This window comes from Streptomyces sp. NPDC020780 (assembly GCF_044334475.1).
In the GTDB taxonomy this organism is placed as follows: Bacteria; Actinomycetota; Actinomycetes; order Streptomycetales; family Streptomycetaceae; genus Streptomyces.
Genome location: NZ_JBIRTB010000003.1, coordinates 611,416 through 635,555, shown reverse-complemented (window position 1 = coordinate 635,555; position 24,140 = coordinate 611,416). Strand labels below are relative to the sequence as shown.

Sequence of the window (24,140 nt, the reverse complement as noted above, 5' to 3'; positions counted from 1 at the left end):
GATCCACCCCGCCTGCTCTCCGGTTCAGGTACCGGCTGCTCCGTCAGCCGTCAGCCGTCAGCTGTCAGCCGTCGGGGAAGGGGTTTCGGCGGCTGGGCGGGCTCCCGGACCGACGGCCGCCGGCGCGGGCCGCCGGGCGCGGCAGCTCTCCTGCGCCCTGGGGTGGCGCGGGAAGGTGCAGCCGCTGGGCGGCGGAGCCGGGCTCGGCGGGTCACCGAGGAGCGCGAGGTGTTCACGGTGGTGCTCCGCGACCGGATCGGGGAGCGGAACGGCGGAAAGTGGCGCCTGGGTGTCCGGGTGGGCCGGAGCTCCGTACGCATCCCGCTTGTCGCCGATCCCGGCGATGCGGCCGAGTGCGTCAATGCCACCCGGTCGTGGGCGAGGGGGAGGAGACCGGGACCCGAGTCACGCTGCAGGTGCTCCAGCAGGTGTCGAGCGCGGAGACGGGGGTGTCGGTCACAACGGTCCGGGGACCGGTGGCCGGTGTGCGGGCGATGTCGAGGCACAGGCCTGGCCCCCTGGAGAGCGTGGGGAGGGGTGTCACCGTGTGCGACTCGTACTCCGGGCCCGGTGGCGGGGACACGCTGCCGCTCTGCGTGACCGGGGTGGCGGCGGTCGCAGGGGGTGTCCATGGCCGGTGTGTATGCGCGGCGCGAAGGTCTCGTCTCCGGCGCACGCCGTGCCGCCCCCGCAGGGCCGGCGAGAACGTCAGCGGTTGCCGAGTCGAAGAGCCAGCCTGCGCTCCTCGGCTTCCGCTCGTCCGTCGGCCCACAGGGTGCGCACGTGTGAGAGATGGCGGCGCATGCAGTCCTCCGCCTCTTGCGCCCGGCCGCCTGCGATCAGGTCGAGGAGTTCGACGTGCTCCTGAGCGGAGGCCACCAGCCGGCCCGTCTCGTTCAGACTGCCCAGCCCGAACAGGCGTGAGCGCTTGCGCAGGTCGCCGACCACCTCCACGAGGTGGTGGTTGCCGGCCAGGGCCAGCAACTCCAGATGAAACCGGTGGTCCGTCTCGACGTACTTCAGAAGGTCGTGCTCCTGAGCCGCCGTCACGATCTGCTGGGCCAGCGGTCGCAGGGCCTCCAGCTGATCGACGCTCGCCACTGCGGTGACGCGGCCCACGGTGGGAACCTCGATCAACGTCCGGATCTCGGTGAACTCGTCGAGGTCCTGGTCGGTCATCTCCGTGATGCGGAACCCCTTGTTGCGCACCGCTTCGACCAGGCCCTCCCTGGTCAGATCGAGCATGGCCTCGCGCACCGGAGTGGCGGACACGCCGAACTGCGCCGCCAGGGTGGGAGCGGAGTAGACGACACCCGGACGAAGTTCGCCCGCGATGAGAGCTGACCGGAGCGCGGTGGCGACCTGATCGCGTAGATGAGTCTGGACGGAGATCGCCTGCGGTTCGAGATGCGGCATCGTCGTTCCTCCGTGTATCCAGCCCGATGACCTCCCCACCATACAATGTCACGTTGCCCAGGCCCTGGCCATTGTCTTCGGGTCATCCGGATGTATAGCCTGAGAAATGGCATGTGACATTGCACTGGCCGTTGCGGAGGAGGAGTCGGTGACCCTCAAGGTCGTCGTGGTGGGCGCGGGCGTCGTCGGTGCCGCGTGCGCCTTTCACGCCACTGCGGCGGGCATGGACGTCACCGTCATCGCCCGCGGGCCTGTCGGCGCCGGAACGACGAGCCGCGGTGAGGGGAACATCCTTGTCTCCGACAAGGAACCGGGCCCGGAGCTCTCCCTGGCCCGCCTGAGCCGCACGCTCTGGGAAGAGGCCGGTGAGGAGATCGGACCGGAATCCTTCGAACTGGAACACAAGGGCGGGCTGGTCGTCGCCGGAACCTCCAAAGGTCTCACGGCGCTCAACGCGTTCGCCGCGCGACAGGCGGCGGCCGGTGTCCGCGTCGAGCCGGTCGAACACGTCCGTGATCTGGAGCCCCATCTCGCACCAGGTATCCCGGGCGGCGTCCACTACCCCGATGACGCGCAGGTGCAGCCCGTCCTCGCGGCCGCCGCGCTCCTGAACGCCGCCGTGGCACGCGGTGCGCGCCTGCTGACAGGCGAGGTCACCGCGGCCACAGCCGGCCGGGACGACCGGGTCACGGGAGTGCGGACGGCGACGGGCGACCTACTGTTCGCGGATGCCGTCGTCAACGCCGCCGGGACCTGGGGAGGCGAGGTCGGCCGCCGGCTCGGCGCACCCATCGAGGTGTTGCCACGCAGGGGTTTCGTCCTGGTGACCGAACCGCTGCCGCCGATGGTCCGCCACAAGGTCTACTCGGCCGACTACGTCGCCAACGTCGCCTCCTCCGGTGCGGGCCTGGAGACGTCCTGCGTGGTCGAAGGCACGCGCGGCGGCACCATCCTCATCGGCGCCAGCCGCGAACGCGTCGGCTTCGACATGACGTTGAATCCCGCCGTGCTCACCACGCTCGCCGCGCAGGCGTGCCGGCTCTTCCCTTTTCTGAGGAAGGTCCACCTGATCCGCGCCTACCGCGGGTTCCGCCCGTACTGCCCCGACCATCTGCCGGTCGTCGGCCCCGATCCGCGCGTCCCGCACGTCATACACGCGTGCGGGCACGAAGGGGCGGGTATCGGACTCGCCCCCGCGACAGGCGCGCTGGTCACCGCCCACCTGCTCGGCCGCCCCTGGCGCGGCGCCGACCCGGCGGCATACACCGCTCTTCTACCCGACCGCTTCTTCACCTGCGGAGGTGCGCCGACGTGAGCACGATCATCATCGACGGCGAGCCCCTGCCGTTCGTCGAGGGACAGACCGTTGCCGCAGCCCTCGTGGCTTCGGGCCGGGTCGCTTGGCGTACCACCCGCGTCGGCCACCGCCCGCGCGGCATCTTCTGCGGTATCGGCGTCTGCTTCGACTGCCTCGTGACGATCGACGGCGTCGGCGGGCAGCGTGCCTGTCTGGTGCCGGCACGCCCGGAGATGACCGTCACGACCGAGGAGGGTGACGATGGGTGAGCCGCAGGACCTCGTCGTCGTGGGCGCCGGGCCGGCCGGCATGGCCGCGGCCGCCGCCGCTGTAGCCGGTGGGCTGCGCGTCGTGCTGGTGGATTCCGGCACCGCCGTCGGCGGTCAGTTCTGGCGGCATCCGCCGGAGCACGCGCGAGCCGCGATCGCGACCAAGGACCTGCACCATGGGCTGCGCCGGTACCGCGTCCTGTGCGACGCGCTGGCGGCGGGTCGAGCGGCGGGGCTGCTCGAACTGCGTCTGGCGCACCACGTGTGGTCCGTCGTCCGCGAACACGGCGGATTCGCGGTCCACACGGTCGACCGGCGTGACGCGCCCCGGGAGAGGGCCGTGGTCCTGCGCGCACCCAGGCTCCTCGTGGCAACCGGGGCCTACGACCGGCAACTGCCCTTCCCGGGATGGGACCTGCCGGGTGTGCTCACTGTCGGAGGCCTCCAGGCACTGCTCAAGGGCGGCGGAGTCGCGGCCGGCAGCCGCGTGGCGCTGGGGGGAACCGGCCCGTTCCTGCTGCCGGTGGCGGCCGGCCTCGCGGCGCGCGGAGTCGACGTGGTCATGGTGTGCGAGGCAGCCGATCCACGAGCGTGGCTGCGGCACCCGGGCCCGCTGCTGCGCAACCCGGGCCGATGGGCCGAGGGCGCCGGGTACGGTGCCGCGTTCGCACGCCACCGTATCCGGATCCTCCCGCGCACGGCGATCGTCGGAGCCGAGGGCGGCGCCCGGGTGACGTCGGTCCGGATCGCCTCGCTGACATCCGACGGCAGGCCGCGCCCGGGCACGCAACGGCGGGTCGACGTCGACACCGTCGGCGTCGGCTGGGGATTCACACCGCAACTCGACCTGTTCCTCCCCCTGGGCTGTGCGCTGGCGGCGTCGGCGGACGGCAACTCGGTCGTCGCCGTCGACGACGGGCAGCGCACCACCGTTCCCGGTCTCTACGCCGCAGGTGAGGCATGCGGAGTGGGCGGGGCGGCACTCGCGGTGGGCGAGGGACGCCTTGCCGCCGCATCCGTTCTCGCCGACGCGGGTGCGGCCCCCGTGCTGAGCAGAAGGCGCCTGGGCGCGGTGCGCGCCGCAGTGGCCAGGCAACGCGCCTTCGCCCGGGCGATGGGTCTTGCCCACCCGATTCCCCCGGCATGGCCTTCGTGGCTGACCGACCGGACCGTCGTCTGCCGCTGCGAGGAGGTGACCGCGGGAACGGTCCGGGCCGCCTGCGCCGACGGAGGCGCTCATGACCACCGGCAGGTCAAGCAGCTGACCCGGGCCGGTATGGGCTGGTGCCAGGGGCGGATGTGCGGGCCCGCCGTGCACTGCCTCACAGCGCACCAGCAGGCATACGTGCCCGCGGAACGGCTCGTGGCGACGCCCGTCACCCTCGGGGCCCTCGCCGGGCTCGACGAACAACCGTCGACACCGCACGGACGGCTCTGACCACCGACAAGGAGTGTTCATGAACGAGACCCGCAAGCCCTGGCACGGCGTCATCGTCGCGACCGGTCTGCCCTTCGGCGACGACCTCACCGTCGACTTCGCCGCCTACGGCGACAACGTCGCCTGGCTCGCCGAGCAGGGACTGCACGGTGTCGCGCCGAACGGCTCGCTGGGCGAGTACCAGACGCTGACGTACGAGGAGCGCGACCGCGTCGTGGAGACGGCCGTCGCGAACGCTCCCGCGGGATTCACCGTCATGCCGGGCGTCGGCGCCTACGGCGGCACCGAAGCCAGGCGGCACGCGCAGTTCGCCCAGGACGCAGGCTGTCAGGCGGTCATGTGCCTGCCCCCCAACGCCTACCGTGCCGACGACCGCGCGGTCCTGGAGCACTTCGAACTGGTCGCCTCGGTCGGCCTGCCCGTCACCGCGTACAACAACCCCATCGACACCAAGGTCGACCTGCGCCCGGAACTGCTGGCCAAGCTGTACGCCGAAGGTCTCATCGTCGGCGTCAAGGAGTTCTCCGGCGACGTACGGCGCTGCTACGAGATCTCCGAGCTCGCGCCCGGCCTCGACCTGATGATCGGCACCGACGACACCCTCCTGGAGGTCGGCCTGGCCGGCGCCAAGGGCTGGGTCGCCGGCTACCCCCAGGTGTTCCCCAAGGCCTGCCTCGCGCTGTACCACGCGTCGGTCGCCGGCGACCTGGAGACGGCGCTGCCGCTCTACCGCCAGCTGCACCCGGCTCTGAGGTGGGACAGCAAGATGGAGTTCGTCCAGGTCATCAAGCTCGGCCAGGAGATGATCGGCCGCCGGGGCGGCCTCTGCCGCCCGCCGCGGCAGCCGCTGAGCCCTGAGACCGAGGCCGTCGTACGCGCCGTCACCCAGGGCCTCATCGACGCCGGGGTGAACTGACGATGCGCTCGACCGTCTGTTACCACGCGGTCGACTCGCACACGGAAGGGATGCCGACCCGTGTGATCACGGGAGGTGTGGGTGTCCTTCCGGGGGCGACGATGTTCGAGAGACGGCAGCGGTTCGTCGCCGAACGCGACCACCTGCGCACGCTGCTCATGTGCGAGCCGCGCGGGCACGCATCGATGTCGGGGGCCATTCTTCAGCCCTCGACCCGGCCGGACGCCGACTTCGGCGTGCTCTTCGTCGAGGTCTCCGGCTGCCTGCCGATGTGCGGGCACGGGACCATCGGCGTCGCGACCGTCCTCGTCGAGACCGCCATGGTCGAGGTCGTCGAGCCGGAGACCCTGGTACGGCTCGACACACCGGCGGGCCTGGTCACCGCCCGGGTGCGGGTCCGCGACGGCCACGCCGAGTCGGTGACTCTGGAGAACGTGGCCTCCTACTGCCACGCACTCGACCAGGTCGTCGACGTCCCCGGCTACGGTGCGGTGCCCTACGACATCGCCTACGGCGGCAACTTCTACGCCTTCGTCCGCACCGACGACCTCGGCATCCCCTTCGCGCGGACGCACAAGCAGCGGCTGCTCGAGGCGGGACTGTCCATCATGGACGCGATCAACGAGCAGAGCCCCGTGGCCCACCCGGAGAACCCCGCCATCGACGTGTGCCACCACGTCTATCTCGAGGCTCCCGGATCGACCGCGGAGCACTCCCGGCACGCCATGGCCATCCATCCCGGATGGTTCGATCGGTCGCCCTGCGGCACCGGCACCAGCGCCCGTATGGCGCAGCTGTATGCGCGCGGGCAGCTGTCGGTGGGCCAGGAGTTCGTCAACGAGTCCTTCATCGGTTCCCGGTTCGTCGGACGGATCCTGGGAGGCACGTCGGTGGGGGACCGGCCGGCCATTCTGCCCTCCGTCACCGGCCGTGCCTGGATCACCGGAACCGCCCAGTACCTGCTCGACCCATCGGACCCCTATCCGGCCGGCTTCGCCCTCTGAGCGACCGCGTATGCCGCCCCGCGGCATACGCGGATGGCCGAGAGCCCCACCCTCATCACGGGAGCCCCGATGTCTACCGCCCCGCGGCATCGGCCGCCGTCACCCAGCGCGGTGTCCGGCTCGGACGGCGAGGAGGGCGGCGAACAGGTCCTCGCCGTCCTCCCCAGCGGGCAGCCCGCTGACCTGGCCGTCCCCGACCTCCACCACCCGCCACACCCCGTCCGTCCGCAACGCCAGATCGGTCGTCACCCACCGGCAGCCGAGAAGGCGCACGGCCTCGCCGACCGCGTCGAGCGCCGGGGCGGGCACCTGGCCGGGCGTGTCCGGGTGGGCGGTGACCAGGACCGCCGACCCGTCCACCCACCACACGCGCGCCTCACCGCCGGCCACGAACGGTTCATAGGCCCGCAGCACCACACCGCCGGTCAGGTACTCGCCCTGCAGTTCGACGAAGCGGGCGACGACGGAGGTGAGCCGGTCGGTGTCCGACAGTTCAGGCACGAAGCACGCCTCCTCCCACTCGTGCTTGCGGGACTTCACGAAGTCCTTCACGATGCCGGGCCCGGAACCCAGCCCTCCCGCGAGCCGCGACCAGGCCGCGGCTTCCGGCAGCGCGGCGGCCTCGGACGGCGCGCCCCAGACGCTACGCGGAGTCAGGTTCGCGAACGTCGCGTACCAGCCAGGGAGTTCGTGAGCGGTGCGGTAGGAGGAGGCGCTCGTGAGGAGGGTGCAGCCACGCGCGGCGAGCGCCTGCTCCAGTTCCTCGTAACGGCCGGCCGGGACCATCCAGCCCCGGTACCAGTACGCCCCCGAGTCCCGCCGTACGGCCCGGCCCAGCGCCTCCTCCGGGTCTCCGGAGAGCAGCGCGTCGTGATCGATCAGGGCGATCCGCGCACCGGCCCCGCGCGCCGCGGCCGCCTCCCGGGCGAACGCCGGGTCCGGGCGGCCCGGGCGCAAGGGGTCGCGGCAGAACAGGAAAGCGGGCGGCACCATCGGTGACTCATTCCTCGAACCGCCCCGCGGCCAGGGAGGAGCGGGCGGAGACGCGGGCGGTGAAGCGGGGGGCGAGCGACGGGAGGGAGGCGCGGGCGTGCCGGACCGGGGCTCGCACCCCGGTCCGGCACGTCGCCCCCGCGGTCAGAGCCGCGACAGCTCGTCCACCAGGTCGTCCAGCCCCAGCGAACCTTGCGAAAGGGCAGCCATGTGCCAGGCCTTGAGGTCGAACGCGTCGCCGTGCGCCTTGCGGGCGTTCTCGCGTCCCAGCAGCCAGGCACGCTCACCCAGCTTGTAACCGATGGCCTGCCCCGGCATCGACAGATAGCGGGTCAGCTCGCTCTCCACGAAGTCGGCCGGACGGCCGCTGTGGTTGCCGAAGAACTCCTGGGCCAGGTCCGGTGTCCACCGCTCACCCGGGTGGAACGGCGAGTCCGCGGGGATCTCCAGCTCCAGGTGCATGCCGATGTCCACGATCACCCGGCAAGCCCGCATCATCTGCGCGTCCAGGTAGCCGAGCCGGCGCTCCGCGTCCGGCAGGAAGCCCAGTTCGTCCATCAGGCGCTCCGCGTACAGCGCCCAGCCCTCGGCGTTCGCACTGACCTGACCGATGGAGGCCTGGTAGCGCGAGAGGCTGTCGGCGACGTGCGTCCACTGCGCGATCTGCAGATGGTGGCCCGGCACACCCTCGTGGTACCAGGTGGACACCAGGTCGTACACCGGGAAACGCGTCTCCCCCATCGTGGGCAGCCAGGTGCGCCCCGGACGGGAGAAGTCCTCGGACGGGCCGGTGTAGTAGGGCGCGGCCGCCCCTCCCGCCGGAGCGATCCGGGACTCCACCGTGCGTACGCGCTCGGCAAGTTCGAAGTGGGTTCCGTCCAGGGCCTCGATCGCCTCGTCCATGAGGTTCTGCAGCCAGACCCTGACCTCCTCCACACCCTCGATGTGCTTGCCGTGCACATCGAGGTGCGCCAGCGCCTCCCACGGGCCCGCGCCCGGCAGGATCTTGGCGGCCTCGGTCTTCATCTCCGCAAGCAGGCGGTGGTACTCGGACCAGCCGTACGCGTACGCCTCGTCCAGATCCAGATCGGTGCCGTTGAACTGACGCGACCAGAGGGCGTAGCGCTCACGGCCCACGGTGTCGGGGGCACCTTCGATCGCGGGGGCGTACACCTCGCGCATCCAGTCGCGCAGTGCGACGAGCCCCTCGGCGGCCTGCCCGGCGGCCTCGTCCAGCTCGGTGCGCAGCGAGTCCGGGCCCCCGGACACGAAGTCCTGGAAGAATCCGGGGCCGTCCTCCCCGGCCCAGGCGCCCAACTGCCCGATGAAGGTGGCGGTGGGGCGCGGGCCCGCGTACAGCTTGCGCTCCAGACCGAGCGCCAGAGAGGCGCGGTACCCCTCGAGGGCGCCGGGGACCGCCCGCAGGCGTTCCACGACGGCCGCCCAGTCCTCCTCGGTGGCGGTCGGTGTCGCGGTGAACACCTCGCGGATGCTGTGCGCGGGCGAATGGATGTTGGAGACGGCTCGCAGGCCCTCCTCCGCGTCGTGGACGGCGAGCTCGGCCGTCAGCCGCTCCCGCAGCAGCCGGGCGCAGCGCTGCTCGGCCTCGGTGTCCGCGCCGGGCACCCGCTCCGCCGCGTCGAGCTCCGCCAGCGTGCTGCGCATGAGGCCGGCCATGGCCTCCTGGCCCGCCGGTGAGAAATCGGGCAGCCGGCTGGAGCTTTCCCCGACCCCGAGATAGGTACCGGTGATCGGGTCGAGTTCGATGAACGCGTTGACGTAGGCGTCGGCGACCTGGCGGGGCAGCGCGCTGCTCGGTGTATCTGACATGGCGCCATCCTCGTACGGCGGAGGGCTCCGCGTCACGTGGATAAGACCTCGGCCCGGGAGGATTCTTGCGCCGCACCGGGACTCGCGCACGAAGCTCCCGCACGAAGGACCCGTACCGGACATTCTTCCGGTGGTGGCGAAGAGCTCCCGATGCGGCCGGGGAACGGCCTACGGTCCCGAGGCCTCGGGCCGGGGCGGTGGACCGGCCGGAGTCCCTGTGTCCCGTGCGGGCGGCAGCAGAGGGCCGCACTCCCACTGCTGGAAGATCAGCCTGGTCTCCACCCGCGCCACCTCCCGGCGCGAGGTGAACTCGTCCAGCACCAGCCGCTGGAGATCGGCTGTGCCGGCGACGGCCACATGGACCAGGTAGTCGTCGGGACCCGTGAGGTGGAACAGGGCACGGGACTCCGGGAGCGCCCGGATCCGTTCGACGAACGGACCGATGAGCTCACGCCGGTGCGGGCGGACCTGCACCAGGAGCAGCGCCTCCAGACCCCGGCCGAGCCGCGCCGGGTCCAGCCGCAGCTGATGGCCGAGGATCACACCGGCGCGGCGCAGCCTGGCCACCCGGTCCAGGCAGGTCGACGGGGCCACCCCGACCTCGGCGGCCAGCTCCCGGTACGTCGTCCGGGCATCGTTCTGCAGGAGTCGCAGAATGTGCAGATCCACCGGGTCGAGAGCGACAGAATCGGACATCGGGCGAACGTAGCACGGGACTTCTCCCCCTGTGGCCGGTCTCTGTTCAGAGTGGCGGCATGGACACCGAAGCTTCCTCGCTGACATCCCCGGCCCCCTTCCGGTCCAGGGCGCTCGCCACCGAAGCCGTGCACGCCGGACGCGACGATCTCGCCTCTCTCGGCCTGCACGCCGCGCCCATCGATCTGTCCACCACCTACCCCTCCTACGACTCCCGGGGCGAAGCCGAGCGCATCGACACCTTCGCCGCCACCGGGGCGCAGCCCGACGGGCCGCCGGTCTACGCCCGTCTGGACAACCCGACGACGGCCCGGTTCGAGACCGCGCTGGCCCGGCTGGAGGGGGCGGAAAGCGCTGTGGCGTTCGCCAGCGGAATGGCGGCGCTGACCGCCGTGCTGCTGGCCCGCGCGAGCGTGGGCCTGCGGCACGTCGTCGCGGTGCGCCCGCTCTACGGCTGCAGCGACCACCTGCTGGGCGCGGGCCTGCTCGGTACCGAGGTCACCTGGACCGATCCGGCGGGGATCACCGACGCGATCCGCCCGGACACGGGCCTGGTGATGATCGAGACCCCCGCCAACCCGACGCTCGCCGAGATCGACATCCGGGCCGTCGCCCACTCCTGCGGTTCCGTGCCGCTGCTCGTCGACAACACCTTCGCCACTCCGGTACTGCAGCGGCCGGTCGAGCACGGCGCCCGGATCGTGCTGCACAGCGCCACCAAGTACCTCGGTGGCCACGGGGACGTCATGGGCGGCGTCGTCGCCTGTGACGAGGAGTTCGCGGCGACCCTGCGGCAGATCCGGTTCGCCACGGGCGGTGTGCTGCACCCACTGGCCGGATATCTGCTGCTGCGCGGTCTGTCCACGCTGCCGGTGCGTGTCCGCGCCGCCTCCGCGGGGGCCGCCGAACTCGCCCGCAGGCTGTCCGCCGACCCCCGCGTCGCCCGGGTGCACTACCCGAAGCTGGGCGGGGCGATGGTGTCGTTCGAGGTGTACGGCGATCCGCACCGGGTGATCGCGGGGGTACGGCTCATCACTCCGGCCGTGAGCCTCGGCAGCGTGGACACGCTGATCCAGCACCCGGCCTCCATCAGCCACCGCATCGTGGACGAGGGGGACCGGCAGTCCGCGGGCGTCGGCGACCGGCTGCTGCGCATGTCGGTCGGGCTCGAGGACGTGGAAGACCTCTGGGCCGATCTCTGTCAGGCGCTCAGCGACGGCTCCGAGGCTCCGTCTGCTCGTGCGGGGCGGGCGGCCGTGCCGGAGAGGGAGCCGGAGCGGTCGGCGCGGCCAGCCGGGCGGTGATGACGAGGGTGCCCTCCTCGATCTGGTAGTCGAGGGGCAGCGCGAGCGCGCGCATGGCCGCGACCATGCCCGTGTTGTGGGCCTGGGTGACGGCGTAGACACTCTCGCAACCGGCCTCGACGGCCAGGGCCACCAGCCGGGCGAGGAGCTCGGAACCGATCCCGCGGCGCTGCCAGTCGTCCTCGACGAGGAGGGCGACCTCCGTCTCGTCACCGTCCCAGAGCAGATGGCCGAGCCCCACCAGCCGGCCGGACGCCGTCTGCACGGCCAGCGTGCGGCCGAAGCGGGGGCTCAGCAGGTGGTCGAGGTAGCGGTCGGCGTCGCCGACCGGGCCGTGGTAGCGCAGCGCGAGAGTGGGTTCCGAGCAGCGGTCGTGCATCGCGCGGGCCGCGGCGAGATCGCTCCGGTCCGCGCGGCGCACGGTGATCTCGTTGCCCTCGGGAAGGGTGAGGACGTCCTCACTGTGCGGTACCCGCGGGCCCAGCCGGGCGTCCAGCTCGACCAGGGCACGCGCGCGGGCGAACTCGGTCGGCGTGAAGGGCAGGTACGGGCGTTCCACCGTGATCACCCCGCCCGAGGGGTCGCGCAGCCGCATCACGGTCTCCTCCAGCACGCCTTCCACGGGCGCGCTCTCCCCCGTGGGGCGCCCGGTGATCGACAGGGCGGGCAGCGAGTGGATGGTGCACCGGCCGAGGAGTTGGCGCAGCGCGAGCGGCAGTTCGGCCGCGTCCAGGGCCGTGCGGGTGGCCAGACCCAGGACCCGGGTGGGCGTGTCGACCAGATCGTGCGCGTCCGCCCGCTCGATCCAGGTGGACGAGCCGCCTGCCGCGGAGACCTCCCGGGTGAGTTGCCGGGCCGGCAGCGCCGCCGGGGCGCGCAGCAGGAATTCGTCCACCGTGCCCCGGGCGAGGGGGTGGGTCTGCAGGGTGAGGATGTCGATCCGGTGCCGGGCGAGCGCGGTGCAGAGCGCGGCCAGGGTCCCGGGAGCGTCCCGCACCGTGGTCCGCATCCGCCACAGCACCGTCTCGCCCGCCGCCTCGGCGTCGGTGCCGGCGTAAGGCGGCTCCGGGTGCCGGCCGGCCCCCCTGTCGGTGGCCGGGGGCGGGGCGTGGCTGTGCCGCCGTGCCCACCACGTGTGGAACGCGGCCGTGGCGGCCAGGGCCACCGCCGAGGCGATGAGCAGATACGGGCCGTCCGGCTGGTGCCCGATCAGGTTGGCGATCGCGTCGGCCACGGCGACCGCCGTGAAGAGAGCGGCGAGTTCGATCAGGTCCCGCCGCCAGTGGTGCGGGCGGCGGGCACTCTTCGCGGATGTCACGTCAGTCATGCCACCACTGTGGCCGAACGGTGTTGCCTGACCACGAACGCACTGTGACCGATGGGTTACGGGTGGATCCGGTTGCCTGTCGGCGCCTTCCGTACGCACCCGGCCGGGGCCGTGCCGCCGGAACGCCGCAGGTGGGGACCGTGCGAGGAGGGCGGCTCCGGACGAGCGGTCCGGGCCGACCGTCCGCCGCCCGTGCTCACTGTCCCGTGCCCCAGGCGGCAGCACCTACGTCAGCCCCCGCCGGCGGCCGGCGCGCCGACCCGGGACGAACATCGGCTCCGCGGCCTCAACCCGCCGTGACGGCCTCGGACAGCAGGCCGAGACCACGCCCGATGACGGCGGGAGCCAGGTGCGCGTAGCCGAGTACCAGCCCCACCGTGCCGTCCTCGGGGTCGGCCGCCCCGTAGTCGCTCAGCGGGCGCAGCGCGATGCCGGCGGCCGCCGCCTTCCGTAGGAAATCCGGCCCGGGGCCGAACCGTCCGGGCAGGCGGGCGATGAGGTGCAGGCCCGCCGCGATCCCGCTGACCTCGGTCCCGGGGAAGTGCTCCTCCAGCGCCGCTGTCATGGTGTCCCGCCGCTCCCGGTATGCGCGCTGGCAACGGCGCAACTGGCGGTCGTACCCGCCCCGGACGACGAAGTCCGCGAGTACGGCCTGGTCGAGGGAGGGGTTGCCCAGGTCCATCGTGCGCTTGCGGGCGACGATGTCGTCCGTCATCGACGCAGGTGCGATCAGCCAGCCCAGCCGCAGCCCGGGGGCGAGGGACTTGCTGACCGAGCCGGTGTGCACGACGTGTTCCGGGTCCAGCCCCTGCAGCGCGCCGACCGGAGCCCGGTCGTAGCGGAAGTCCCCGTCGTAGTCGTCCTCCAGGATCACGCCCGACGTACGGCGGGCCCAGTCGAGGAGTGCTTCGCGCCGCTCCGCGGAGTAGGCGATCCCGGTGGGGAACTGATGTGCCGGTGTCGTGACCACGGCGCGCACGCCGGAGCGCAGCAACGGCGCGACGGACAGGCCCTCGTCGTCGAGCGGGAGGGGTGTCGTGGCCAGTCCCGTGGAGGCGAAGAGTGAGGCGTGTTCGGGACTGCCGGGGTCCTCCACACCGACCACCGAGGCGCCCCTTCCCCGCAGGACGAAGCCGAGCAGAGTCGTGGCCTGGGCCACGCCCGAGCACACCACCAGGCGCTCCGGGTCGGCGACCACCCCTCGCCGCCTGGTCAGCAGGGAGGCGAGCGCCTCGCGGAGTTCCGGCAGGCCGCGCGGGTCCGGGTAGCCGAGCGAGCTGTGCGGCATCCGGTCCAGCACCGCCCGCTGGGTCGCCGACCAGGCGCTCCGTGGGAAGAGGGAGAGGTCCGGGATGCCGGGCCGGAAGTCCACCCGCACGACCGGCGCACGGGGTGCCAGGTCGCGCACACCCCGGGCCGCGGCGGGGCGCACCGCACCGCTGACCCAGGTGCCCGCCCCCCGGCCGGAACGCAGGTAGCCCTCCGCCGTCAGCTGCTCGTACGCCTCGGTCACCAGGCCGCGCGACACCCCGAGATCGGCGGCGAGTTCACGGCTGGCCGGAAGGCGGGTCCCCGCCGGCAGCCGGCCCGAACGCACCGCCTCGCGCAGGGCGGACTGCAGCGCCCGGCCACGCCGGCGTGCCGGAGCCGAGACGGCGGGCAGGAGAAGCTCCCAGGCGGCCGAGACGGGCGGCCGGTCCGCCGCCTCGTTCGCCGCGGCCGGCGGATTGGTCCCCGAAGAGGTCATGGAAGTGGACCTTAATCGGGGCCACGCCTCTCTCTAGCGTCGGTTCCATGAACGTCACGTCGCTCCGCGGAGCAGTTCTCGCGGCCTTCGCCTGCGTCCTGGTGGGCGCGTCCTTCACCGCGAACAGTGTTCTCGGCGACTACCCGTACGCGGGCGGCCAGGCACTGAGATACGGGCTCGCCGCACTGCTGCTCCTACCGGTTCTGCGCCGGGGCGGCGGCCCTGGCCCCACTGCGCTGCGGACCCTCACGGCACGGCAATGGGCTCGGCTCGCCACCCTCGCCGCCATCGGCATGGTGGGCTTCAACCTCGCCGTACTGGCTGCGGAACGATCGGCCGAACCGGCCGTGCCCGGGGTGTTCGTCGGCTGCGCGCCCCTCGTGGTGAGCGTCCTCGTTCCCGCCCTGGAGGGACGCCGCCCCTCCCGGACGCTTCTCTACGCGGCCTGTCTCGTCGCTGCCGGGGCGTTCACCGTGCAGGGCTGGGGACGGACCGACCTGTCCGGCATCCTCTTCTCCGCCGGCGCGCTCGCCGGGGAGGTCGGTTTCGCGGTGCTGGCCGTGCCGGTGCTGCGTCCGCTCGGCCCGAGGCTGCTGTCGGCGACCGTCTGCGTCCTCGCGGCCGCGGAGTCGGCGGTGCTCGGCCTCATGCTCGACGGCCCGGAGTTCCTGCGGATCCCCACGGCAGGGGAGACGGCGGCCCTGCTGTGGCAGGCAGCGGTGGTCACGGTGGTCGGCTTCGTCTGCTGGTACAGCGGGATGCGCCGCATCGGTGCCGAGCGCGCCACGCTCTTCTCCGGCCTGATCCCCGTCTCGGCCGCGCTCACCGCGCCGCTGGCCGGGACAGGGCTCTACGGGCTGGGCCAGGGGGCGGGGAGCCTCCTGGTGGGCGTGGGGGTGGCGCTCGGATCGGGCGTCCTCGGGCGGCGTGCCGCCGACGCCACCGGGCACGCCGGAGGGCCGGGCGGGGGAGGTGCGGAGGCCGGGACGCACGGAGCGGGGTGCGGGGCCTCAGCGACTGGTGTCGAGAATGACGCGTGCCACGGCGGCGGGGTCGTCGTTCATCGGTACATGGCCGCAGCCGGGCAGGCGCACGAGACGGGCCTGCCGGACGACCTGCCGGGCGCGCACGCCCTGCCGACGCGGGAGCAACCGGTCCCGCGTGCCCCAGGCGATGGTGACGGGGATGTCCGGTACATCGTCGGTGAAGGCGGCTCCCCGGCCGACCGAGAGGGTCTGGTGGAAGCCTGTGGCACCGCGCAGAGCGACGGCCTCCGCCACGACGGCGTCGGGTGAACGCCGACCGGGCCGGGCGTAGATGGTGCTGGTGAGCGCGGCCCGGCCCGGTGCGCTCCGGGACAGCCGCACGATCAGGGGCATCGGCATCGTGAGCGCCGCCCCGCGCATGGCGCGCAGTACTCCGAACGCGTAGCGGCGCTCGTATCCGGACCAGAACCCGGCAGGGGACAGGGCCGTCACCGAACGAACGAGTCCGTCACTGCCCATCATCAGGGCCAGCAGGCCTCCGAGCGAGTTCCCCGCGACGTGCGGACGTACCACGCCGATCGCATCGCAGAAGGAGCCGAGCAACGGGGCAACGGTCCGCACGTCGTACGGGAGCCCGTCCGGCAGCCCCGGCGAAGCGCCGAACCCGGGCAGGTCGACGGCTATGACGTCCCGCTCGGCCGCCAGGATCCCGGCCACGGGTGCCCACGCCTGGTGGTGATGGCCTATGCCGTGGAGCAGCAGCAACGGTGCGCCGTCACCGCTGCGTTCGTACGCCAGGGAGACCGTGCGCCGGCCGACGGCCGAATCGACCGTGAACGAGACCGTGTTGGCCATGCTGCTCCTCAGGGCGATCCGGCCGGAATACGGGACCGGGATGCGGTATGTATGCACGGTAGACGAGCCGTCAGCAATGATTACCGTCGGGTAGCTCGCGGTTCAAGGGGATGGAGGCGATTTCCGCTGGACACCGCCCGGTGTCTCGGTTGGGATGGGGAGGTGACTGCCGACACCGTGACGGATCTCTTCGAGGAGCATCGGCCTGTCCTCACCGGGGTCGCCTACCGCATGCTCGGGCGCGTCGTCGATGCCGAGGACGTCGTGCAGGAGGCGTGGCTGCGGTGGTCCTCGGCGGACCGCGACGCCGTGCGTGAGCCCCGGGCGTTCCTGGTGCGGATCACGACCCGGCTGGCCATCGACCGGCTCCGCCATCTGCAGTCCAGGCGTGAGACCTACGTGGGTCCCTGGCTGCCCGAACCGGTGATCACCGAGTTCGGGCCCGCCGTCGCCGACACGTCGGAACAGGCGCTCCTCGCCGATTCCGTCTCACTCGCCGTACTGGTCGTCCTCGAATCGCTCTCCCCCCTGGAACGGGCGGTTTTCGTGCTGCGCGAGGCCTTCGGCTTCCCGTACGCGGAGATCGCCGCCACCCTCGACCGGTCCGAGGCGGCGGTACGGCAGCTCGCGGGCCGGGCCAAGCGTCACGTGGAGGAGCGCAGACCGCGGTTCGACGTCGATCCTGCCGTGCGCCGCGACCTCACCGAACGGTTCCTGGCCGCCTCATCCGGTGGGGACCTCGGCGCGCTTCTCTCCCTGCTGGCTCCCGATGTGCGGTTGGTCAGCGACAGTGGAGGCAAGGCGAAGGCGCCGCGCCGGATCATCGAGACCGCCGACAAGGTCGGCCGCTTCCTCCACGCTGTGGCCGGGGGCCGGCCCCCGGGGATGGAATTCTCGATCGTGGAGCTCAACGGCGCCCCCGCTCTCCTGACCCTCGTCGACGGGAAGCCGGACACCGTCTTCCAGGTGGAAGTGAGCGAGGGGCGCATTCAGCAGGCCTATATTATTCGCAATCCCGACAAAATGGCTGGATTGCTCCTCGGCTGAGGCTGACCGGATGGTCGCGGCGGGGTGCTTGAGGCGGGTGCTCCGATGTGATGGTCCAAGCGGCCCGGAGTGTGATCCGCTGTGCAACACCACTCTGAGCCTATGCGGATGTGGGCTTTTGGCTGCCCGATAGCCGCTTCTGCGCGAACGTCCTGTGAACGCTCTGCGCCAGAGTGTCGTTCCGCTCCGTTACCGGGAGACGATTGGTCTTGACCAAGGTGGTGCGCCGTCCTAAGGTCGTGAGCGTTAAGACAAGAACCTTTAATAAATAACGTCGCGGAAAAGCCGCTCGGCGATTGCGGAGGACAGGGTGGGGACCACGCAGCTGGAATCGGTGCAGGAGCCGAAGTACTGGCACCTCAAGACCGTGCTCAGTGAGGCGCTCGACTCGGACTTCGCGGTGGGAGAGGTTCTGCCCAACGAGCGGGATCTCGCGGCGCGTTTCGGTGTCGCCAGGGCGACGCTCCGCCAGGCACTGGAGCAGCTCGAGCTCGAGGGCAGGCTGCAGCGACGCCGCGGGGTGGGTACCACGGTCGCTCCGCCCCGTGTCGGCGTGGCTGTCGCCGCGGCACAGCACGGCTGGGCGGACGGCGGAACGGACGAGGCGTGGCAGCCCGTCGAATGCACCACCGCGCCCGCCCCGGCTTCGGTCGCCGCCGTACTCGACATCGATGTCGAAGAAGCCGTGTACGTGGTGCGCCGTATCCGGGTGAGTCACGGTCAGGCCGTAGCGGCCGAGCTGCTCTACGTCCCCGAATCGTCCGTGCCCGACCTCTCGGCGATCGACGCCTCGTCCGGCCCGGCCCGGGCCCGTGGTGTCCTGCGGGAGCTGCACCGCCTCGGCCTGGACGGCCAGGACCGCTCCGTCGAGCTCGGGTCGGCCCGCGCGGACGACGCGAAGGAGCTCGACCGTCTCCCGGGTGCGCCGGTGCTGGTGGTCACCACTCGGTACTTCGCCGCCTCCGGGACAGCGGCCGTTTCCGTGGCCACGTACCGAGCCGACACGTGCCGGCTGACCTTCGGGGACTCAGGAGCCGTGGAGATCAGCCACGAGCGTCAGGAGCGCCAGGCCTCCTGACTTCCCGTCACGTGCGTCTTGCGGCCTTTCGCCGGGGGGCGGTGGAGTTCGCGTGGTGCCGCGTTCCCCTGTTCCGGCCTTGTCCTACGCGTGCGCTGACGCGTTCCCCTGTTCCGGCCTCCTCGCCCTGAGCCCGCCGTGACTCGTCCGCGGACGGGCTCCGGCAGTGCGGCCTCTGCCTGCCTACCCGCCTGCCTACCCGCCTGCCTGTTTGCCTGCCGGCCTGCGCCGGGGAGCCATGCGCTGCATCGGAGGCTGAGCCGTAAATGGGCCCCGCATGTGCGGCCCGTCTCGTTGACCTGCGGGCGTGGGCGCCCGTCGCGGGCTACCGGTGGGCCGTCACTCTCTCGTCCACCGCGAAGAGCTGCTCCTCGACGTGGTCCAGCGCGAGTCGGAGAGCACCGGTGGCGACGGCTGCCTCGCCCAGGAGGGAGAGGCTCACCCGGGGGGGACGGAGGCAGTATCGGGCCAGTTCGTCACGGAGCGGGCCCAAGACGCCGTCGAGGCCGGCTGCCCAGCCGCCGATCACCACGAGTTCGGGATCAAGGGCCAGGACCAGCGCCGCCACGTCGTGGACCAGCCGCTGGATGAAGCGTTGGACAGCGGCCTGCGCCCCGGCGTCCCCTTGCCGGGCCTTGGCGAACACGGCGGCGACAGCGCGCTCGTCCAACGGATCCAGCGGGGTGTCGGTCGTGGACAGCAGGTGTTCCGGAGTGACATCGCGCCCCAGAAGGTGCAGCGCGCCGATCTCGCCCGCCGCGCCGCCGAACCCACGGTGCAGCCTTCCGCCGATCAGTGAACCGGCGCCCGGGCTCAGGCCTGCCAGCACGAAGACGATGTCATCGGACTCGGTTGCCGCTCCCTTCCAGTGTTCGGCCACCGCAGCGGCATTGGCGTCGTTCTCCACGAGCACGGGACAGCGGAAGGAGCGTCGCAACCGCTCACCGAGCGCAAGGCCCGTCCAGTCCGGCAGCGCCGTACCCAGCCGCACGGTGCCATCGGCCTCGACGATGCCGGGACTGCCCACACCGACCGCACGCAGACTGCTCCGGGCCACGCCCGTGCGCCGCAGGACCTCGGCTATCACAAGGCGGACCTGTTCGAGCCTGTCGTCCGCGCAGGCTGTCTCGGAGACCTCACGCGAACCGGCGCCGACGATACGTCCGTCGAGGCCGGACAGCAGGGCGGACACCCGGTGCGAGCCGATCTCTATCCCCAGCAGGTAGCCGGCCTCGGCCCGGAACCTGAACCGCCTGGCAGGACGGCCTTGTCGCCGTGCCGCGCTCTCGTCGGGCGCTGCTTCGACGACCAGCCCCGCCGCGAAGAGCCCCTCGACGACGCCTTCGACCGTGGGGCGGGACAGTCCCGTGATGCGGGTCAGATCCGTGAGAGTCGGTGATTGAGCCCCTCGCAGGGCGTGCAGTACCACCGCGGAATTGATCCGCCGCAGGAGAGACGGGTCTCCACCAGTCAGCCGGCCCACGGTGTGTCCTCCCAGGTCGTGCACGTGTCTGCCGGATCGTACTCGTTGGTCCAGGCTGCGACGACCTGTCCCCGGAGTCGGTACCGAGAGGTGACCTGGGTCAGCTCGGGGCCACGAATCCGGACTCGTACGCGGCGATCACCGCCTGGGTCCGGTCCCTGGCCCCCAGTTTCGCCAGCACGGAACTGACGTGCGTCTTCACGGTCTCCACGCCGACCGTGAGCGTGGCCGCGATCTCCGCGTTGGACAGGCCTCGTGCCATCAGCCGGAGCACGGCGGCCTCGCGGTCGGTGAGTGCGGCCCGTTCCATCGTGGCCCGCGCCTTGCTCGTGCCGTACTCGGCGGCGAGCCGACGGACGGCGGCGGGAAAAAGCAACGACTCGCCCTCCGCTACCAGCCGGACCGCGTGCACGATCTCGGCAGGCCGGGCGCGCTTGAGCAGAAACCCGTCAGCCCCGGCGCGCAGCGCCTCGTACACGTACTCGTCGTTCTCGAACGTCGTCACCACCAGGATCTTCGGCGGGTCAGGGACGGTGCGCAGCACCACACGGGTCGCCTCGATCCCGTCCATCAACGGCATCCGTACGTCCATCGCCACGACGTCCGGCCGTGTCCGCCGCACCAGGGGAATCACCGCCGCGCCGTCGGAAGCCTCACCCACCACCTCGATATCGGATTGGGCTTCCAGGACCGCGCGCAGCCCCGCGCGCACCAGAGGCTCGTCGTCGACCAGAAGAACGGTTACCGGCATTGCTCCAGCGTATGCGCTGGAGCGGAAGACTCACCTGCACCAGCCACTCACCCTCGTACGGTCCGGTCCTGGCCTTCCCGCCCAGCAACGCCGCCCGCTCCCGGACACCCCGCAGCCCGTCACCGACGCCGGCTCTGCGAGGCGTACCCGTCAGCGGGTTGACCACCTTGAGCTCCAGCCACCCGTCCACGACGGTAATCCTCACCCGAACGGGAACGCTGCCGGCGTGACGAAGAACGTTGGTGAGCGACTCCTGGAGGATCCGGAAGCCTTCGCGGGAGACCGGGCCGGGAATCAGGTCAAGGGGTCCGGACATCTCCGCGTCGATCTCCGCCCCGGAGGCGCGCGCCGATTCCAGCAGGCGGTCCGCCTCGACCAGGGTCGGGTGCCCGCTGACGGGTGTGTCCGCTTCGCGCAGTACCCGCAGGACCCGTTCGAGGTCCTCCAGGGCATTGCGGCCCGTTTCCTCGATCACGGCCAACGCCCTCTCCGTGAACTCAGGGTCCCCCGCAGCCCGGGCGGCGCCCGCCTGGATCACCGCGACCGTCAAGGCGTGTCCGATCGAGTCGTGCAGTTCGCGTGCTATCCGATTGCGTTCGAGCAGCTGCTCGGTGCGGGCCTCGAGGGCGGTCATCCGTTCCGCTGTTGACGGGCCGAGCAGCTGACGAGCAGCTGCCGTCATCCACGCGCCGCACCCGACGACCAGGGCAAGCAGCGCCACGATCGGCAGGGGAGCGAGCAGCGCCCACAGCCAGCGTGCCTCGACCCCACGCGTCATCCAGTACGCGCCCGCGCCGGATCCGAACGATGCGTTGACGAGATCCATCGTCACCGCAGGCAGCCAGACCGTTCCGAACCCGACCACCAGGGCGAGGAGGAGTCGTACCTGAAGCCAGGCCACCGTGCGCCAGCGTTCCGCCCATGTGCTCGCGGGCGCGGTGGAGATGGCAGCGTCCTGGCGACCGCGTTCGTCGGGGGTGAGAAGAAGTTGAGCCTGAACGCCTTCGGCGAGACGCATGGTGGGAACCAGCCCTACCGGAACGGCGATGAGGAAGGGCATCCACGGAGTGTCCGGGGAGATGAACAGCCACACGCTGACGACCGCGGTCGGGATGAGCAGATGAAGCCAGCGACTGAAGGTGGCGGGAGTGGCCAGCGGTCTGAGTAAGCGGCGCATGTCGCCATCGTGCCAGCGGGGGTCGAAGCACGGCTCCCCCGAGCGAGGGAGACGGATCACCCGGCGGGGGGAGCCGCAGACCGGTAGCCGGCGGCCAGTCTGAGGTCATGACCAGCATCGAAGTGCACGAGCTCACGAAGAACTTCGGATCGACCCGCGCCGTCGATCACCTCACGTTCAGTGTGCGCCCCGGCCGTGTGACCGGCTTTCTGGGCCCCAACGGCGCGGGCAAATCCACCACCATGCGACTGATCCTCGGCCTTGACCGCCCCACAAGCGGCAGAGCCACAGTCGGCGGACATGCCTACGCCTCGCTCGACACTCCGCTGCGTCGCGTCGGTGCGCTGCTGGACGCCCAGGCGGCGAACGGTTCGCGTACCGCACGCGACCACCTGCTGGCTCTGGCCACCAGCAACGGCATACCCGGCAGCAGGGTGCGCGAGGTGCTCGAGCAGGCAGGCCTCGCGTCGGCGGGTGATCGGCGGATCAGGACGTTCTCGCTGGGGATGCGGCAAAGGCTCGGTATCGCGGCGGCGCTGCTCGGCGACCCGGATGTGCTCATGCTCGACGAGCCGTCGAACGGCCTGGACCCGGAAGGCATTGTCTGGATCCGCGAGCTGATGCGCATGCTGGCCCGGGAGGGCCGGACTGTACTGGTCTCCAGTCATCTGATGAACGAGACCTCGTCGTTCGCGGACCATCTGGTCGTGGTGGGGAAAGGGAGGCTTCTCGCCGATCTTCCGATGCCGGATTTCCTCGCGTCCCGGACGCGGCCCAGCGTTCGGCTCCGTACGACCGAGTCCGGCCGGCTGCGCGACATGCTGACCTCTTTGGGGTACGTGCCGGTGCGGGAGGAGGACGGGCGCTGGACGGTCGAGGGAGCCAGGGCCGAGGAGATCGGGGCAGCGGCCGCGCTGGAAGGCATCGCACTCTTCGAACTCGTTGATCAGCAGGCCACCTTGGAAGATGCGTACTTCGCCCTCACGGCGAATGAAGCAGAATTCACCGCTGCCTGTCCCTCGAGCGGCATTCAGGGGGCCTGACCACATGACCATGTCGTTCACTGCGGTCCTGCGGTCCGAATGGATCAAGGTCACAACGGTGCGGTCCGTCGCCGGATCCCTGATAGCGGTCTTCGCCGCCACACTGGTCATCACCGTGCTGACGTCCGCGACGATCGGAAAGGGAGAGAGGGACAGCCCGGATGCCGAATTGCTCTTCTCCGCGTTCTACGCGCTGAACTTCGGCCAGATCGCCGCCATCAGCTTCGGAGCGACCGCCGTGTCGTCCGATTTCCTGAACGGCGCCCTGCGCATATCGCTCGCGGCGGTTCCACGCCGCAGCCTCTTCTACATCGCAAAGATATCCGTGATCGGCGGACTGGCCCTTGCCGTGGGACTGGTCACCAGCTTCGCCACGTTTCTGGTCGGGCAGGCGTTCATGGGCCCTCGTGCGATCGGCCTCGGCGAGGCAGGCGCACTGCGTGCCGCGTTCGGCGGGGGCATCTATCTGGCCCTGATGGCCCTGCTCGCGGCAGGGCTGGCGGCACTGCTGCGTAGCGCGGTCGCGGTCCTGAGCCTGCTCATCCCACTCGTTCTCATTGCTTCCTTCGTGGTGGGTGACGTCCTGGGCGGAGCCGTTCGCTATCTGCCTGACCAAGCCGGGCAGTTGGTCCTTCACCAGCACCCGGAGGGCAGCCTGGGGCCGTGGACGGGTCTCGCGGTCACCGCTGTTTGGGCCGGCCTCGCCCTGCTCGCGGGCGGGTGTTCGGTGAGGCGCAGGGACGCCTGACGCGAGGGGCATGGGGCCGGCGGCAGTCGGTGTCCGCCACCGGAGTACTGCCCTCGGACCGGGCCGACACCGGAGCGGGCAGGGCGGAGCCCCGGCAGGCGGTGACGACTGTTCCGACGTGTCCGCAGGCCTGAGCGAGGCCTGCGAGGTCATGTGTCAGTGCAGGCAGGTTTACTGACGGTATGACGACCGCACACCACCTGCGTCTTATCGACGGAATGCGCGCCAGGGAATTCCCCGCGGGGCGGGTCGCATCGGGTTCGGGAGTCAGTGGGCCGGGCTTCCACACAGCCTACTTGTACGGGGAGGACAAGCCATGGGGCGAAGAACGCGAGGGCGTCGACCAAGGAGACGTCGACGAAGCGGAACAGGTCGTGCGTCGGGCGCAGTGCCTGGCCACACATGACGCCCTTCTCACCCTGCTCTCTCTGCGCTGGGGACCACCCCAGGTTGTCAGCCTGTGGAGCGCGCAGGAACGGATGATGGCGGGCGAGGTGATAACTGAGCCCTGGGTCGGTCCTGTGGCGAGCGGTGAGTATCTCCAGCTATGGCGGGTGGAGGACCGGTGGGTGGCTGTAGTCCTCTACGAGCAGGTTGAAGGGCCGGGCTGTGAGCTGAGCGTCCTGGTGACAGAGATCGATCCGCCATGAGCCCACCCCTCCGGCCGAGCGGCGATGCCGTTGTGAAACGCGTCGGGAGGGTGGCCGCTTTCGCTACGGGCCGCTTTCGCTCACC

General features: G+C 71.3%; 22 protein-coding genes and 1 pseudogene. 12 read left to right on the top strand and 11 right to left on the bottom strand.

The genetic code is table 11. From position 1 onward, the window contains the following. Nucleotides 1-57: 57 nt before the first annotated feature. Both ACH4VO_RS08870 and ACH4VO_RS08865 read right to left on the bottom strand, forming a co-directional pair. Nucleotides 58-336 carry an oligopeptide/dipeptide ABC transporter ATP-binding protein gene (locus ACH4VO_RS08870; RefSeq protein ID WP_398440907.1) on the bottom strand — a complete coding sequence of 93 codons (279 nt, stop codon included), beginning with the start codon at nucleotides 334-336 and terminating at the stop codon, nucleotides 58-60. A gap of 372 nt (nucleotides 337-708) precedes the next feature. Beyond that, nucleotides 709-1,416 (bottom strand): GntR family transcriptional regulator, encoded by a 708-nt coding sequence (locus tag ACH4VO_RS08865; RefSeq protein ID WP_360996760.1) that lies wholly within the window; start codon nucleotides 1,414-1,416, stop codon nucleotides 709-711. A 106-nt stretch (nucleotides 1,417-1,522) separates the two neighbouring features. Between ACH4VO_RS08865 and ACH4VO_RS08860 the strand changes: the two genes are divergently transcribed. From ACH4VO_RS08860 to ACH4VO_RS08840, 5 genes are read left to right on the top strand one after another with little or no spacing between them, the layout of a single operon-like run. Continuing rightward, nucleotides 1,523-2,731 (top strand): FAD-dependent oxidoreductase, encoded by a 1,209-nt coding sequence (locus tag ACH4VO_RS08860; protein WP_360996763.1) that lies wholly within the window; start codon nucleotides 1,523-1,525, stop codon nucleotides 2,729-2,731. Then, complete coding sequence (locus ACH4VO_RS08855; RefSeq protein WP_360996765.1) at nucleotides 2,728-2,982, top strand: (2Fe-2S)-binding protein; 255 nt, start codon at nucleotides 2,728-2,730, stop codon at nucleotides 2,980-2,982. Before ACH4VO_RS08860 ends, ACH4VO_RS08855 begins: the two co-directional genes overlap by 4 nt. After that, nucleotides 2,975-4,420 carry an NAD(P)/FAD-dependent oxidoreductase gene (locus ACH4VO_RS08850; RefSeq protein WP_360996768.1) on the top strand — a complete coding sequence of 482 codons (1,446 nt, stop codon included), beginning with the start codon at nucleotides 2,975-2,977 and terminating at the stop codon, nucleotides 4,418-4,420. Before ACH4VO_RS08855 ends, ACH4VO_RS08850 begins: the two co-directional genes overlap by 8 nt. A gap of 19 nt (nucleotides 4,421-4,439) precedes the next feature. Continuing rightward, entirely contained in the window at nucleotides 4,440-5,336 is an 897-nt protein-coding gene (locus ACH4VO_RS08845; RefSeq protein ID WP_360996771.1) for a dihydrodipicolinate synthase family protein, read from the top strand. Between the two features lie 2 nt (nucleotides 5,337-5,338). After that, nucleotides 5,339-6,340 (top strand): proline racemase family protein, encoded by a 1,002-nt coding sequence (locus tag ACH4VO_RS08840; protein ID WP_360996774.1) that lies wholly within the window; start codon nucleotides 5,339-5,341, stop codon nucleotides 6,338-6,340. 99 nt (nucleotides 6,341-6,439) lie between these two features. Here the strand turns inward: ACH4VO_RS08840 and ACH4VO_RS08835 are convergent, their stop codons facing one another. The 3 genes from ACH4VO_RS08835 to ACH4VO_RS08825 form a co-directional block, all read right to left on the bottom strand. After that, the gene (locus tag ACH4VO_RS08835; RefSeq protein WP_360996776.1) at nucleotides 6,440-7,333 is read right to left on the bottom strand and encodes an ATP-grasp domain-containing protein; all 894 of its coding nucleotides are present in this window, start codon (nucleotides 7,331-7,333) and stop codon (nucleotides 6,440-6,442) included. A gap of 144 nt (nucleotides 7,334-7,477) precedes the next feature. Then, complete coding sequence (locus tag ACH4VO_RS08830) at nucleotides 7,478-9,163, bottom strand: DUF885 domain-containing protein (protein ID WP_360996779.1); 1,686 nt, start codon at nucleotides 9,161-9,163, stop codon at nucleotides 7,478-7,480. Nucleotides 9,164-9,331: 168 nt separating this feature from the next. Then, entirely contained in the window at nucleotides 9,332-9,859 is a 528-nt protein-coding gene (locus ACH4VO_RS08825; protein ID WP_360996781.1) for an Lrp/AsnC family transcriptional regulator, read from the bottom strand. Nucleotides 9,860-9,918: 59 nt separating this feature from the next. On the opposite strand from ACH4VO_RS08825, the gene ACH4VO_RS08820 reads away from it, so the two are divergent. Continuing rightward, nucleotides 9,919-11,163 (top strand): PLP-dependent transferase, encoded by a 1,245-nt coding sequence (locus ACH4VO_RS08820; RefSeq protein ID WP_360996783.1) that lies wholly within the window; start codon nucleotides 9,919-9,921, stop codon nucleotides 11,161-11,163. On the opposite strand, the gene ACH4VO_RS08815 is transcribed toward ACH4VO_RS08820, so the two are convergent. Then, a complete protein-coding gene (locus tag ACH4VO_RS08815) occupies nucleotides 11,069-12,481 on the bottom strand; it encodes a GNAT family N-acetyltransferase (protein WP_360996853.1) in 1,413 nt (470 codons plus the stop codon). The two genes, ACH4VO_RS08820 and ACH4VO_RS08815, sit on opposite strands and share 95 nt — an antisense overlap. A 295-nt stretch (nucleotides 12,482-12,776) precedes the next feature. Then, a complete protein-coding gene (locus ACH4VO_RS08810; RefSeq protein ID WP_360996785.1) occupies nucleotides 12,777-14,237 on the bottom strand; it encodes a PLP-dependent aminotransferase family protein in 1,461 nt (486 codons plus the stop codon). A 47-nt stretch (nucleotides 14,238-14,284) separates the two neighbouring features. Between ACH4VO_RS08810 and ACH4VO_RS08805 the strand changes: the two are divergent. Further along, nucleotides 14,285-15,130: pseudogene (locus tag ACH4VO_RS08805) on the top strand (DMT family transporter); the annotation flags it as partial. 117 nt (nucleotides 15,131-15,247) lie between these two features. Here ACH4VO_RS08805 and ACH4VO_RS08800 read toward each other — a convergent pair. After that, nucleotides 15,248-16,078: an alpha/beta fold hydrolase gene (locus tag ACH4VO_RS08800; protein WP_398440901.1), complete on the bottom strand. Its 831-nt coding sequence runs from the start codon at nucleotides 16,076-16,078 to the stop codon at nucleotides 15,248-15,250. A 162-nt stretch (nucleotides 16,079-16,240) separates the two neighbouring features. On the opposite strand from ACH4VO_RS08800, the gene ACH4VO_RS08795 reads away from it, so the two are divergent. Then, nucleotides 16,241-17,125: an RNA polymerase sigma-70 factor gene (locus ACH4VO_RS08795; protein ID WP_360996788.1), complete on the top strand. Its 885-nt coding sequence runs from the start codon at nucleotides 16,241-16,243 to the stop codon at nucleotides 17,123-17,125. Nucleotides 17,126-17,435: 310 nt separating this feature from the next. Beyond that, nucleotides 17,436-18,203 (top strand): GntR family transcriptional regulator, encoded by a 768-nt coding sequence (locus tag ACH4VO_RS08790; protein WP_360996790.1) that lies wholly within the window; start codon nucleotides 17,436-17,438, stop codon nucleotides 18,201-18,203. Between the two features lie 325 nt (nucleotides 18,204-18,528). Here ACH4VO_RS08790 and ACH4VO_RS08785 read toward each other — a convergent pair whose 3' ends face one another. From ACH4VO_RS08785 to ACH4VO_RS08775, 3 genes are all read right to left on the bottom strand, one after another. Then, nucleotides 18,529-19,686: an ROK family protein gene (locus ACH4VO_RS08785; RefSeq protein ID WP_360996792.1), complete on the bottom strand. Its 1,158-nt coding sequence runs from the start codon at nucleotides 19,684-19,686 to the stop codon at nucleotides 18,529-18,531. Between the two features lie 100 nt (nucleotides 19,687-19,786). Continuing rightward, nucleotides 19,787-20,437 carry a response regulator transcription factor gene (locus ACH4VO_RS08780; RefSeq protein WP_360996794.1) on the bottom strand — a complete coding sequence of 217 codons (651 nt, stop codon included), beginning with the start codon at nucleotides 20,435-20,437 and terminating at the stop codon, nucleotides 19,787-19,789. Then, nucleotides 20,340-21,614: a histidine kinase gene (locus ACH4VO_RS08775; protein ID WP_360996795.1), complete on the bottom strand. Its 1,275-nt coding sequence runs from the start codon at nucleotides 21,612-21,614 to the stop codon at nucleotides 20,340-20,342. The genes ACH4VO_RS08780 and ACH4VO_RS08775 overlap by 98 nt, the downstream gene beginning before the upstream one ends. A 107-nt stretch (nucleotides 21,615-21,721) precedes the next feature. Between ACH4VO_RS08775 and ACH4VO_RS08770 the strand changes: the two genes are divergently transcribed. From ACH4VO_RS08770 to ACH4VO_RS08760, 3 genes are all read left to right on the top strand, one after another. Beyond that, a complete protein-coding gene (locus ACH4VO_RS08770) occupies nucleotides 21,722-22,657 on the top strand; it encodes an ABC transporter ATP-binding protein (RefSeq protein ID WP_360996797.1) in 936 nt (311 codons plus the stop codon). 4 nt (nucleotides 22,658-22,661) lie between these two features. Continuing rightward, the gene (locus tag ACH4VO_RS08765; RefSeq protein ID WP_360996798.1) at nucleotides 22,662-23,405 is read left to right on the top strand and encodes an ABC transporter permease; all 744 of its coding nucleotides are present in this window, start codon (nucleotides 22,662-22,664) and stop codon (nucleotides 23,403-23,405) included. A gap of 182 nt (nucleotides 23,406-23,587) precedes the next feature. Then, nucleotides 23,588-24,055: a hypothetical protein gene (locus tag ACH4VO_RS08760; protein ID WP_360996800.1), complete on the top strand. Its 468-nt coding sequence runs from the start codon at nucleotides 23,588-23,590 to the stop codon at nucleotides 24,053-24,055. Nucleotides 24,056-24,140 lie beyond the last annotated feature (85 nt).

Bases quoted from the DNA above. Each gene is read 5' to 3' on its own strand.
- ACH4VO_RS08865 (WP_360996760.1), bottom strand. From the start codon at position 1,416: ATGCCGCATCTCGAACCGCAGGCGATCTCCGTCCAGACTCATCTACGC.
- ACH4VO_RS08860 (WP_360996763.1), top strand. From the start codon at position 1,523: ATGGCATGTGACATTGCACTGGCCGTTGCGGAGGAGGAGTCGGTGACC.
- ACH4VO_RS08850 (WP_360996768.1), top strand. From the start codon at position 2,975: ATGGGTGAGCCGCAGGACCTCGTCGTCGTGGGCGCCGGGCCGGCCGGC.
- ACH4VO_RS08845 (WP_360996771.1), top strand. From the start codon at position 4,440: ATGAACGAGACCCGCAAGCCCTGGCACGGCGTCATCGTCGCGACCGGT.
- ACH4VO_RS08840 (WP_360996774.1), top strand. From the start codon at position 5,339: ATGCGCTCGACCGTCTGTTACCACGCGGTCGACTCGCACACGGAAGGG.
- ACH4VO_RS08835 (WP_360996776.1), bottom strand. From the start codon at position 7,333: ATGGTGCCGCCCGCTTTCCTGTTCTGCCGCGACCCCTTGCGCCCGGGC.
- ACH4VO_RS08830 (WP_360996779.1), bottom strand. From the start codon at position 9,163: ATGTCAGATACACCGAGCAGCGCGCTGCCCCGCCAGGTCGCCGACGCC.
- ACH4VO_RS08825 (WP_360996781.1), bottom strand. From the start codon at position 9,859: ATGTCCGATTCTGTCGCTCTCGACCCGGTGGATCTGCACATTCTGCGA.
- ACH4VO_RS08820 (WP_360996783.1), top strand. From the start codon at position 9,919: ATGGACACCGAAGCTTCCTCGCTGACATCCCCGGCCCCCTTCCGGTCC.
- ACH4VO_RS08810 (WP_360996785.1), bottom strand. From the start codon at position 14,237: ATGACCTCTTCGGGGACCAATCCGCCGGCCGCGGCGAACGAGGCGGCG.
- ACH4VO_RS08800 (WP_398440901.1), bottom strand. From the start codon at position 16,078: ATGGCCAACACGGTCTCGTTCACGGTCGATTCGGCCGTCGGCCGGCGC.
- ACH4VO_RS08780 (WP_360996794.1), bottom strand. From the start codon at position 20,437: ATGCCGGTAACCGTTCTTCTGGTCGACGACGAGCCTCTGGTGCGCGCG.
- ACH4VO_RS08775 (WP_360996795.1), bottom strand. From the start codon at position 21,614: ATGCGCCGCTTACTCAGACCGCTGGCCACTCCCGCCACCTTCAGTCGC.
- ACH4VO_RS08770 (WP_360996797.1), top strand. From the start codon at position 21,722: ATGACCAGCATCGAAGTGCACGAGCTCACGAAGAACTTCGGATCGACC.
- ACH4VO_RS08765 (WP_360996798.1), top strand. From the start codon at position 22,662: ATGACCATGTCGTTCACTGCGGTCCTGCGGTCCGAATGGATCAAGGTC.
- ACH4VO_RS08760 (WP_360996800.1), top strand. From the start codon at position 23,588: ATGACGACCGCACACCACCTGCGTCTTATCGACGGAATGCGCGCCAGG.